This window comes from Halalkalibacter wakoensis JCM 9140 (assembly GCF_000513095.1).
In the GTDB taxonomy this organism is placed as follows: Bacteria; Bacillota; Bacilli; order Bacillales; family Bacillaceae_D; genus Halalkalibacter; species Halalkalibacter wakoensis.
The window spans coordinates 18,113-30,026 of record NZ_BAUT01000048.1 but is presented as its reverse complement, the minus strand read 5'-3'; the positions used below and the strand labels follow the sequence as shown (position 1 = coordinate 30,026).

Below are 11,914 nucleotides of genomic sequence, written 5' to 3'. Positions count from 1 at the left end.
GCGGCTGGTTCCCCACTAACTTATGTAAGATAGTTCCTGTTTTCTGCAAGGCTAGTGCCTTTTCCCTGCCTTATCCAGCCCGTTTGGCCGTTCATCAGCTTTGATCATCAAATAAGAAAAAACATAGAAAGATTTTAACCTTCCTATGTTTTCATTCAAATTATTTATCTGTTTGTTTTTGCTTCTTTTTCAAATACTCCGCGCGTAGTTTTTCAAGTTGCTGCTTTTTATCCAATTTGGTAGGCCTCTGTTTTTCATGAAACTTTGTCACAGCTGCCTTACCTTTCGTATCCAATTGATATTTCCCCACTTTGTTCACCTACTTTTCTTGTCTTTAAAGAGTTTCTATTCAACAATATATAAGATCCTTAAAGCTTATTACTTTATTATGTACTGCTAAGTTTGCATATATTAGTAAAAACAATCATAACTTAGTAAAATTTTTTTGCAAAGTCTTTTCACTATTGTTTTTAAAATTTACATCTCTCTAATGAAAAAGAGTAACAAAAAGAAAAGGCAAACTCTCATCCAATCATGGAGAAAATTTGCCTTTTTTAATTCAAAATCTAACTAGCTTGGAAATCTAATTTGCATTTACAGCTGGACTAATTTTTACCGCACTTACTTTAAACCCGGGCATTCTACAGGTTGGGTCTAGTTTTTGTGATACTAAACGGTTTACGTTTTGAGAATCAGCCCAATGAAATGGGACAAATACCGTGTCCTTCCTAATTGTTTGAGACAACTTGCTTCTTACGACGATGCTGCCTCTTTTTGACTCTATTTTAACAAGCGTATGATCTTTAATATGGAATTTCTCTGCGGTTGATGGATGAATCTCCATATAAGATTCAAACTCACGCGCGGCAAGCGTTGAACTCTTTCTCGTCTGCACCCCTGTTAAATAATGGGACATGACTCTTCCTGTGGTTAAATATAGAGGAAACTCCTCGCTAGGCTTCTCTTTTTTAACCACTGGAGTATTAGGGACAACGACCATCGCTGCTTTACCATCCGTGTGGGCAAATTCATGTTCAAAAAGTCGCTTCGTTCCTGGATGATCTTCATCTGGACAAGGCCACAAAATGCCTTTCTCTTCACGAAGTCGATCATACGTAATCCCAGAGTAATCGGCAATTCCACCACGTGTCGCTACTCTTAACTCATTGAACACTTCTTCTGGCGTCGAAAATGAGAAATACTCGCCTTTTCCAAGTGCCTTAGCTATGTCACAAATAATTTGCCAGTCATGCCTCGCCTGTCCTCTAACAGGAAAGCTTGCTTCCCGAAGTGTGACTCTTCCTTCAACATTGGTCATCGTACCAGGTGTTTCTAAGTATGAAGTCGCTGGCAAAATTAAATCTGCTAATCTAGCTGATTCAGAAATAAACATATCAACCGCAACGAAAAAATCTAGTTTTTCCAATGCTTGTTTCACAAACTCTGCACTTGGATTCGAAACAACCGGGTTGGAACACATCAGGAACATCCCTTTAATTTCGCCAGCATCTATCTTCTGAATCATCTCAAAAGCCGATACGCCTTTTCTTGGTAAATCCTTTTCATCTATTCCCCAAACATCCGCAATATAGTGACGATGTTCATCATTTTCAATAGAACGGTATCCTGGTAATTGATCTGCTTTTTGACCATGTTCCCTTGCTCCTTGGCCATTCCCCTGCCCCGTAACAGCTCCATATCCAGAAAATTCTTTCCCTATTTTCCCTGTTACTAAAAGAATATTTAAAAAGTTACGAACAGCTGCTGATCCATCTGTTTGCTGTTCAATTCCTCTAGCAGTAAAAATCATCCCGGATTCTTCTTTTCCAAAAACCGTTGCAGCTTTTTGGATATGCTCTAACGGAACACCTGTTAAATCTGCAATTTCCTTTAAATCTAGTTGTGAGACATAATTCTTTACTTCTTCAAATCCCTTTACCTTTTCAGCAAGAAATGCCTCATCAACTAGGTTTTCTTCTATAATGACTTTTAATAATCCATTTGCAAGAACAGCGTCCGTACCCGGTTTTACTTTTAAGTGCAAATCAGCCATTTTCGTCGTCGATGTTTCACGCGGATCGATTGCAATGATAAACGAACCATTCTCTTTTGCCTGTTCAAAATAAGGCATAATCGTCGGCTGACATTCAGCAATATTCGTTCCAGCAAGGATAAGACATCTAGAGTGTGGAATTTCCTGAATCGTATTAGTGAACCCACGATCCATCCCAAATGTCTGAGCTGCCGCCGAAGCAGCAGCTGACATACAGAGCCTACCGTTGTAATCAATGTATTTCGTTCCTAATGCAACCCTAGCAAATTTTCCTAGTAAATAGGCTTCTTCGTTTGTGATCGTCGCACTCCCATACACAGATAAAGCATCTTTGCCATATTCCGTCTGGATAGCCGTAAATTTTTCTTTTATAAGAGAAATGGCTTCATCCCACGTAATCGGAACAAATTCACCATTTACCTTAACTAACGGCTGCTTAATACGATCTTGATGAACCGCATGCTGATGAGCATTTAACCCTTTAATGCATAAACGACCTTCCGATGTTGGGTTATCCTTCCCAACCGTCTTATACGTCTTTCTTGTTACAGTTGACTGCTCAATTAGTTGCATTTTGCATTGCATGCTACAAAAGGGACACTGCGTATCATATACTTTTTCTGTTTCGACTTGCTGTTGTTTCTTTCGGAAATATCTTAATAACATTTCTGTCATGATGCCTCATCCTTTGCTCATTATTTTGACGCGTCTGGACTATAATCTTCTCAGGTATGGTTTATTTCGCTACAAACCTACTAAACATCCACTTTCGATTATCTGATGAGTTCTTATCGGTTACTTAATAAAATTTTCTTATGCTGGGACGCATCATGTTCTAGGTTCTCAAGTAACTGCGAGCGTAAGTCTTGATCAAATAACACTTCTCTTATATGCAAAAGATTCACTCGATCAATCCATTCCCACGATCGTTCTGCGTATTTAGCTGTTTCTCGGTAATATTGAATAAATCCTAGAATGATTTCATATACTTCTTCTTCCGTTTCAGCTACACAAAGGAGTTGACCCGTACGAGCATTACGCCCACTGCTTCCTCCAACATACACTTCAAAACCACGATCAAATTTAATAACACCAATGTCTTTTGTTGTTGAACCAGCACCGTTATGCATACATGCAGACACACCCATTTTAACTCGATACGGCGTCGTTAAATAGTCTGTTTGCTTCTCAAGTGAAATAGCTAAATCAAGCGCACTTTGTTTCTCACATTTACAAACCGTTTCGCCAATACATGTTTTAATATTTTGAACAGTATTTCCATATGTGCTGCTTAAAGGCAAATCTAACTCTTCCCAAATCGAATGTAATTGATCATGCTTGATTCCGGTTAAATGAACTCGCTGCTCACTCGTAATCGCCACATTCGGTATTTGATATTTTTCGACAACATAGGCAATTCTCCTAAGCTCCTCTGCGTTCGTTACCCCTCCATACATTTGCGGAGTAATCGAGTAGGTTCCATCCTTTTGCAAAGTAGCATTCATTTTTTCATTAAGGAAAAGCGCTTCTTGTTTCGTTTCATATTCCGGGTAAATCATTCCTAAGTAGTACTGAAGCGCGGGGCGACAAACAGAGCATCCATCATCACTTGCCCAGTCTAATTGCTTCATTACATCATCAATGTTGCTTAGATTCTTAAGCTGCATTTCTGTTACAATCTCTTCGTCCGTTAACGTTGTACAGCTACATAATGTCTCCTTTTCAATCACTTCATCAAAGTCATCGCTTTGCATATAGAGGAGCAAATCATTGACCAATGGCTTACATCCTCCACAAGCAGTCGACGCTTTTGTGCACTTTTTCACCTCATCAATTGTTGTTACCCCTTCTGTTTGACAAGCTTGAACAATCGCCCCCTTTGTCACTCCATTGCAAAGACAAACTAAATCTGTTTGTTCCATTGAAGCAACCGGCGATTCTTCATTGGATGTTTGTAAAACAATCATTTTTTCTTCGTCGGTCATTACTTTTTGCTTGCTAACCATATCTAGTAACTTATTTCCAGCTTTTGTGTCTCCGAACATGACCGAGCCTATTACTTTATCATCTTTTAAAACCATTTTTTTATAGATTCCAGCTAATTCATCAAATTGCATAATCGTTTGACTACCTTCATCAGCATGAAATTGTCCTACCGAAAAAACATCGACACCAGAAATCTTTAACTGTGTTGATAATGTTGATCCTTGATACCCAGCTTCCGTTTTGTCACAAATATGCTTTGCTAGAATTCTTCCTTGCTCATAAAGTGGTTTAACAAGACCATATACCATGCTTCTATGCTCGACACATTCTCCAACTGCATAAACGTCAGGAACACTCGTTTGCAAATAATCATTTACAACAATGGCACGGTTCGTTTCAATTCCACTCTCTTTGGCCATTTGTACATTAGGCCTTACCCCGACAGCATGATTACCGCATCCGCTTGAATCTCAGAACCATCCTTAAAACGCAGCCCTTCTACTCGCGTTTCCCCGATGATTTCATCTGTTACTTTCTCTAATAAAAAATTCATTCCTTGATTCTCAAGTTCACTTTGAAGTAGTGTGGCGGCTGTTTTGTCTAATTGTCTCTCCATTACATGTTCAGCCAGATGAACCACATCAACCTCCATCCCTAGATTTAATAATCCTCGTGCAGCTTCTAAACCTAGTAAACCTCCACCAATCACTACGGCTTTCTTATAATGATTCGATAGATTTACAATCTTCTGACAATCTTCTATAGTACGAAAACTTACAACACCTTCTTTATCTGCACCCGGTATCGGAAGTACGAACGGAACGGACCCTGTTGCAATGATAAGCTTATCGTAAGACATCGTTTTGTTTTGATCTGTTAAAATAACTTTTTCTTCTGTATCAACTTTCAGTACCGTTTCACCTGTAAAAAGGTCGATCTTATTCTCTTCGTACCATGTTTTGTCATGAAGAGTGATATCCTCAACGTTCGTGTCCCCTTGTAAAACCGTCGATAACATAATTCGATTGTAATTATAATGTGGTTCACTTCCGAACACCGTTATTTCAAACCTATTAGGATCATTCTTTAAGATTTCCTCAATGCAATTGATGCCTGCCATGCCGTTTCCAATTAAGATTAACTTTTGCTTCTTCATCTTAGAAACCCTCCAGAATTCATTTATTTGTAGACTCTACTAAGAAAGATATATATAAAGTACTTGTTATAAAAATTTTCATCATCTATATCTTATCGAATAAATTCAGATAAAACTGTATCTATGTCAGATGAGTTAACAAACAAATCTCACTCCCAAGTTCCTTACGGGTTGCACAATTGACAATACATTGGATCTGCGTATTGTTTACCATTCGGGTTATGTACCTCTTCTTGAAAGGAACATTTTTTGCACTCATAAAGGTAACTTTTAATTAAATCTGTTGGGAAGTTGCAGCTCATGCATACAAGTCCCTTTTTTGCTTCTTTTATTTCAAAACCTGGTGTTTGACAGCTTGGACAAGGCGTTTTGATTTTTTTCACTAAATCATAGGTCGCTAGTTCAATGTTCTTCATTCTTGTTGGATTATACATTGCCCTCATATCGGTTTCGATAATAGTCGTAGCAGAACCATCTAATTTAGTACGAACCGCCTTCTTAAGTTCATTAACATCGGTAATTCCTTTTATAAAATCTCGGTCATGACCTACTATCACGCCATGGCTCGGGAATCCAATCGACAAAGCAAATTCATGCGCTTCTTCAAAGCTCTTTACTTCTTTTTGAGCGTAATTGGTGTTTCCATTTGCAACATAACCTGTTACTTCTAAACCTTGTTCTTGATCAATCAACAAAATTAACTCTCTATTAAATGAAACATATGGGAATGCCGGGTGAGGTCCAAAAGAGCCTTCACTCGCCACACCAAGTGTTACTTGGAGATCTTTCATCGCTTGCTCCACTTTTTTCCTCGCAGCTTCAAGTTGGTTTCCAGCTCTTTCTATCTCATTTGTAAACGTTCCGAATTTATCTGAATTAAAATTGAGTGGCACAATGATTTCAATTCCTAACTCCGTTTTCAAAATAGGCGCAATCACTTCTTCCTTTTTATGCATCGTTGCTAAAACCGCTTTTCGTTTATTAAACAGATCTTTCATAACCAGCTTCACCTTCCAAGATATGATTCACGTACAAATTCTTCAAAATTAAATAAAAAAAAACGAGAATTCCTCCATGAGTCTAAACGATCATCCAAACCTCATTATTTTGCACAAGTTATGTGCTAATCATAATAGATGTTTGAAATCTAGTACACTCATTTGAGAATTCTCGTTTTTTCTATTTTCTAAATTTCACAAGACGTTTATTTAGTTCTTTTGTTTGTGTGTAAACATCTTGATACAACTCAAACAGTTCTTTGTATTTCTGGACACTTTCCTCATTTGGTACATACTCTTTATCAACTTGTAAGAAAGCATTTGCACATTCTGACATTGAAGCAAACCAGCCACAGCCATATGCAGCTAACATAGCCGCTCCCATGCCAGGCCCTTGTTCGCTTGATAGCTTAACGATTTTAGCGTTAAAGACATCAGCTTGCATTTGCAACCAAGTTTCATTTTTCGCGCCACCACCAATGGAGATGACTGAATCAATTACTTTTCCTTGGTTTCTAAAAATCTCAACGGATTCGTTTAATGAGAACGTAATGCCTTCAAGAACGGCCCGTGCGAAGTGCTTTCTCTCATGAGACCCATCCATTCCAATAAAGCTAGCTCTTATCGCTGCATCGACATGCGGTGTTCGTTCACCAACAAGATATGGAGTAAACAACAACCCATCTGCTCCTGGAGAAACGGTGTCTACGTCTGCTAATAAATCTGTAAAGCTCTCATCTTTTGCAAACGTTTCTTTAAACCAGCTTAAGCTATACCCTGCAGCCAGAGTAACTCCCATTGTATAAAAAGCATCAGGTGCACCATGGTTAAAATAATGAACCTTCCCTTGGAAATCTTTATTGCCATCTGACTCGTAAGAAAGAACCACCCCTGACGTTCCAATACTCGCCATTGTTTTTCCTTCTGAAAGAATTCCTGATCCAATAGCGCCACAAGCATTATCAGCTCCACCAGCAAATACACGTGTTTGTTCAGACAGACCTGTAGACTCTGCAATCTCCGGAAGAACAACTCCAACTTGATCATGGGAGTTGACAAGTGGCGGGCAGAAATCCGCACTTAATTCGAAAATCTCACAAATCTCGCTGCTCCATTCTTTGTTTGCTACATTAAGCAACAAAGTCCCCGCTGCATCTGAATAGTCCATGTGTACTTCACCAGTAAGTTTCAAACGCACATAGTCCTTTGGAAGAACAAACACTCTAGCTTTTTCAAACAACTCAGGCTCATGTTTTTTCACCCATAAGATTTTAGGGAGAGTAAAACCCTCTAAAGCTGGGTTTTTCGTAATATCTAATAATTTACTTTCCCCAACTTTATTATAAATTTCCTCACACTCAGCAGTAGTTCTTGTATCGTTCCATAAAATCGCATGGCGAAGGGGCTCATTGCTTTCATCTAATAAGACTAATCCATGCATTTGTCCTGAGAAACTAATACCTTCTATACTATTTTTATCGCCTGAAAAATCTGCTAGTAATTCTTTCATTCCAGCGATCGTTTGCTTTACCCAAGCTTCAGGATCTTGTTCACTATATCCAGCTTTTTCTTGAATTAAAGGATAGTCTTTTGATACTTCACTAACTACTTCTCCAGTTTGATTCACAAGTAGAATTTTAACCGCACTAGTACCTAGATCTACTCCAATCACGTATTTCATGAATTGTCACTCCTCTATTAAGTAATCCATTCGTTCTACTATATAATGTTTGTTCATTCATTAGACAAACAAAGTGTGTACGATTCCTGGTAAATACCCTCTTTATTCATTATAATGAAGTGAGTTTCTTTCACTAGGAGGTACTTACATGGGTCGAGCTTTATATAGTATTTTAGAATGGATTACAAAGTTTGCTTATATTAATGTCTTGTGGGCGTTCTTCACTTTAGCTGGCGGCATCATACTCGGCTTGTTTCCAGCAACAGTAGCAATGTTTTCATTGATTAGACAATGGCTACGTGGCAATTCTGAAATGCCGGTTTTCCCTTCCTTTTGGAACTATTACAAAAAGGAGTTTTGGAAAAGCAATCGTTTAGGTTTTATCTTTTACCTTATTGGCTTTATCGTTGGATTCAACATCATTTTCTTACATGCGAATATTGGTGAACTTCTCACATGGGCATCTGCCCCATTGCTCGCAGGTTTACTTATATTCATTCTATTGACTGTTTATACGCTTCCAACTTATGCTCATTACGACTTGCCAGTGCTAAAAATAATTCGAAATGCGTTTCTAACCATGTTAGTGAGTCCCTTACACAGTTTTTTCATTATAATTAGTCTAGCAGCTTTCTACATGATCGTATCCGTCATTCCAGCTTTAGGACTTGCCTTTGGAGCCAGCTTCTCTACCTTTATTATTATGTGGTCTACCTTGCATGCCTTTGCTAAAATTGAACAGAATCAAAAGAGATAACGAATCACCTGTCTATTTAGTAGGCGGGTGATTCTTATTATCCTTTTACCGCACTAGAAGAGATACCTTCAACAATTTTGTTACTAAAGAAGAAGAAGGCTACTAAGATTGGCAATACACTAATAACAAGAGTTGCACCAATTGCGCCCCAGTCCGTCATATACTGACCAACAAAGTTTTGAATACCAACTGTTAATGTTTTATACCTGTCTGAACTGATAAACGTGTTAACAAATACAAACTCATTCCAGTTGTAAATCATGTTAATAATCGCTGTTGTAGCAAGAACCGGTGCCGAGATTGGTAAGATAATTCTGAAAAACATTCTATGAAGTGATGCTCCATCAATAATGGCAGCTTCTTCAATTTCTTTCGGAAGTGTATAGTAAAATCCAAGTAAAATCATCATAGTAATAGGCAAGTTATACGCCGTATATGTGATAACAATTGAAATTGGATTATTTATCAAATTCACACTTAAAAACATATTGAAAAGCGGAATTAAAGATGAATGAATCGGGATCATCAACCCTACCATAAATAAACCTAAAACTAATTTGCTCAGTTTCCATTTCATTCGTGTAATAACAAAGACAGCCATACTAGCAAATAACAGTGTCAATAGAATAGAAAGTGCAGTAATCCAAACACTATTCCAGAAATAGTTTCCAATTCCACCATCCCAAACAGCTAAATAGTTTTCCCATCTAATTTCTTGCGGCAAAGCAAACGGTGAACCTGCAAAAATTTCACGATTGCTCTTTAAAGAGAAAAGGAACAACCAGACAATAGGGAAAATTTGAAAAAGGGCAACTAAGCCTAAAGCTAAATATAGAAAAAAGTAACCTACGCGTCCCATCACATAAACCTCCCTTTAATATTGGATCTCCTCTTTATCCGCTGTAAGCTTACGGATAATAACAGTCACAACTAACGTAATAATTAGCAACATGAAACCAACGGCACTACCGTAGCCAAAGTTATAGTTACCAAAGGCAAGCTTATACATATATGAAGCCATAACTTCACTTGCTCCGTTTGGTCCTCCACCAGTCATAACATAAATTAAATCAAAATATTTTAGTGAACCGACAATCGCAAGGACAATCGTTACTTTAACCACACCCATTATTAAAGGCAACTTGATGCGGGTTGCAATTTGAAATGGTGTTGCTCCGTCAATTTTTGCAGCTTCTACCATTGATTCTGGGATCCCTTTTAAAGCAGCATAGTAAATTAAAATATAGAAACCTGCATATTGCCATAAAATCGGAATGAAGATCGAGTAAAGGACAATATTAGGATCAGCTAACCATAAAGGGGGATTTTGAACCCCAAACCATGCAAGAACTTCGTTTAACATTCCATTTGACGGATTGTAGACTTTAATCCATAATTGCGCAATGGCAACGGAAGATAACAGCATTGGAATTAAATAAAGCTTTCTTAAAAGGTCAGCACCTTTTATTTTCGAAGCTAAGATCATCGATACTGCTAAGTAAACAACTAAACTTATCGTGGAAAATACAGCTAACAAGGCAGAGTTTCCAGCACTTTGCCAAAACTTACCATCTTGTAATACATTAATGTAGTTTTCCAACCCAATGAACTGCATTGCTCCAATCCCATCCCATCTCATCAACCCATAATACCCTGTTAAACCTAATGGAATGAAGATTAAAACACCAACTAATAACAATGCAGGGAGAAGATACAAAGTGATAAACCACTTGTTCGACATGACTTTGTTCATAGCGCATAACCCCCTATAAAAGATAGAAAAGGGCAAAACCAGTTAAGGATTTGCCCTTTTCGCTTACTACTGGATGAATAAATATTGTTTTAAATTTCTATCTTGCTACACAAATAAATTATTCAGCTGCAAGTGCTGCTTCTTGTTGTGCAGCAAACTCCTCAGGTGTGATTTGTCCACCAAATAGAGCTTGGATCAAATCTAAGTGAGTTTGAGCTGCAGATGCAGTCATTTGTACGTCTGCATAAAGCGTTAAGCCTGTTGCTTGGTTAAGGTCTTCAAGTACTTCTACATACATATCAGGAAGGTCTAAGCTATCACCGTCAACGATTGTTGCAGGAAGTACACCAGCTTCAGCAACAGCTCTTGAACCCCATTGCTCTACGAAATAAGCAGCAAATTGCTTAGCTTCTTCTTTAACATCAGAATCTTCAGCTACGAATAATCCAACTCCAGGACCACCTACGAAGCTATTGTGGTCACCTTCACCATCTACAGTAGGGAACTTGAAGTATCCAACATTGTCTCTGAACTCTTGTGGTACATCTTCATTCGTTGTGTAGTTAGGTAAATCCCAAGTTGCAATCATGTACATAGCAGCTTGCTCGTTCATGAACATACTCTTCGCTTCTTCATCTGCTAAACCGTTGAAGCCGTTTACAAATGCATTAGCATCAACTAATTCTTGTACTTTTGCAGCAGCTTCAACAAAAGCTGGGTCTTCAAAAGACGCTTCTCTTTCAATAGCGTTTGTTAATAGATCAGAGCCACCAATTCTATCAGCAAAGTACATGTACCACATTGAACCAGTCCAGCTGTCTCTGTTTCCTAATGCAATTGGTTGTACGTTGTTTTCATTTAAAACAGAAGCTACTTCTAGTAACTCTTCATATGTTTCTGGAGCTTCTAATCCATGCTCTGCAAAGATTGCTTGGTTATAATAAACATAAACTGTATTTAACTCTAGAGGTAAACCATAAGATTGACCATCTTTTTCGTAAGCTTCAAGCGTTCCAGCTACAAATTCTTCTCTTAAACCATTGTCTAGTACATCATCTAATGGAGCAAACTTGTTACCTGATACGAATGGATCTAAGTATCCAGCTGCCCAAGTCATCCCAACGTCAGGTAGTTCATTGGCTGCTGAAAGAACTGTAATTTGATCTTTGTATTGCTCGTTACTTAAAACTTGAAGATCAATTGTAATGTTTCCGTTTTCAGCTTCAAAATCAGCAATGATTTCGTTTACAATTCTATGATGCTCTGCAGAGCTACCTTGTGGCCATAAGTGCATAAACTCGACTGTTGCAGCATCTCCTGATGGAGCAGCGCCACCTTGCTCGTTTTCTTCAACTTGACCTTCATCAGCGCCTCCACAAGCTGTAAGAAGCATTGTTCCAGCTGCTAATGCAGCTAATGATGTAACCGCTTTCCTTTTGAACATATAATAAACCCCCTTATTTGTTTAAAGCGTTAGCTCTTTGCTAACTTGAATTTATAATAACATGCAAAACATTGTTTGTCTAGTGA

At 38.1% G+C, this 11,914-nt stretch carries 8 protein-coding genes and 1 pseudogene; 1 reads left to right on the top strand and 8 read right to left on the bottom strand.

What is annotated here, in order from left to right:
* Positions 1 to 160 precede the first annotated feature (160 nt).
* The 5 genes and pseudogenes from JCM9140_RS23870 to xylB all read right to left on the bottom strand — a co-directional run bounded on the left by JCM9140_RS23870 (position 161) and on the right by xylB (position 7,874).
* Positions 161 to 310 (bottom strand): hypothetical protein, encoded by a 150-nt coding sequence (locus JCM9140_RS23870; protein WP_034748558.1) that lies wholly within the window; start codon positions 308 to 310, stop codon positions 161 to 163.
* 273 nt (positions 311 to 583) lie between these two features.
* On the bottom strand, positions 584 to 2,728 hold the full coding sequence (gene nasC, locus JCM9140_RS15660) for an assimilatory nitrate reductase catalytic subunit NasC (RefSeq protein WP_034748556.1): 2,145 nt from the start codon (positions 2,726 to 2,728) through the stop codon (positions 584 to 586).
* Positions 2,729 to 2,841: 113 nt separating this feature from the next.
* A pseudogene (gene nirB / locus JCM9140_RS15655) lies at positions 2,842 to 5,159 on the bottom strand (nitrite reductase large subunit NirB).
* 200 nt (positions 5,160 to 5,359) lie between these two features.
* Positions 5,360 to 6,193, bottom strand: a complete 834-nt coding sequence (locus tag JCM9140_RS15650; RefSeq protein ID WP_052002312.1) for a DUF6671 family protein — start codon at positions 6,191 to 6,193, stop codon at positions 5,360 to 5,362.
* A gap of 181 nt (positions 6,194 to 6,374) precedes the next feature.
* Positions 6,375 to 7,874 (bottom strand): xylulokinase, encoded by a 1,500-nt coding sequence (gene xylB / locus JCM9140_RS15645; RefSeq protein ID WP_034748553.1) that lies wholly within the window; start codon positions 7,872 to 7,874, stop codon positions 6,375 to 6,377.
* A gap of 148 nt (positions 7,875 to 8,022) precedes the next feature.
* On the opposite strand from xylB, the gene JCM9140_RS15640 reads away from it, so the two are divergent.
* Positions 8,023 to 8,631 (top strand): YesL family protein, encoded by a 609-nt coding sequence (locus JCM9140_RS15640; protein ID WP_034748550.1) that lies wholly within the window; start codon positions 8,023 to 8,025, stop codon positions 8,629 to 8,631.
* Between the two features lie 37 nt (positions 8,632 to 8,668).
* Here the strand turns inward: JCM9140_RS15640 and JCM9140_RS15635 are convergent, their stop codons facing one another.
* From JCM9140_RS15635 to JCM9140_RS15625, 3 genes are all read right to left on the bottom strand, one after another.
* Positions 8,669 to 9,490 (bottom strand): carbohydrate ABC transporter permease, encoded by an 822-nt coding sequence (locus tag JCM9140_RS15635; RefSeq protein ID WP_034748547.1) that lies wholly within the window; start codon positions 9,488 to 9,490, stop codon positions 8,669 to 8,671.
* A 15-nt stretch (positions 9,491 to 9,505) separates the two neighbouring features.
* Positions 9,506 to 10,384, bottom strand: coding sequence for a carbohydrate ABC transporter permease (locus JCM9140_RS15630; protein WP_034748544.1), 879 nt, complete (start codon positions 10,382 to 10,384; stop codon positions 9,506 to 9,508).
* 118 nt (positions 10,385 to 10,502) lie between these two features.
* Positions 10,503 to 11,828, bottom strand: coding sequence for an extracellular solute-binding protein (locus JCM9140_RS15625; RefSeq protein WP_034748541.1), 1,326 nt, complete (start codon positions 11,826 to 11,828; stop codon positions 10,503 to 10,505).
* Between the last annotated feature and the right edge of the window lie 86 nt (positions 11,829 to 11,914).

Excerpts from the sequence above, each read along its gene's own strand:
- nasC (WP_034748556.1), bottom strand. The coding sequence starts at position 2,728 with ATGACAGAAATGTTATTAAGATATTTCCGAAAGAAACAACAGCAAGTC.
- JCM9140_RS15650 (WP_052002312.1), bottom strand. The coding sequence starts at position 6,193 with ATGAAAGATCTGTTTAATAAACGAAAAGCGGTTTTAGCAACGATGCAT.
- xylB (WP_034748553.1), bottom strand. The coding sequence starts at position 7,874 with ATGAAATACGTGATTGGAGTAGATCTAGGTACTAGTGCGGTTAAAATT.
- JCM9140_RS15640 (WP_034748550.1), top strand. The coding sequence starts at position 8,023 with ATGGGTCGAGCTTTATATAGTATTTTAGAATGGATTACAAAGTTTGCT.
- JCM9140_RS15635 (WP_034748547.1), bottom strand. The coding sequence starts at position 9,490 with ATGGGACGCGTAGGTTACTTTTTTCTATATTTAGCTTTAGGCTTAGTT.
- JCM9140_RS15630 (WP_034748544.1), bottom strand. The coding sequence starts at position 10,384 with ATGAACAAAGTCATGTCGAACAAGTGGTTTATCACTTTGTATCTTCTC.
- JCM9140_RS15625 (WP_034748541.1), bottom strand. The coding sequence starts at position 11,828 with ATGTTCAAAAGGAAAGCGGTTACATCATTAGCTGCATTAGCAGCTGGA.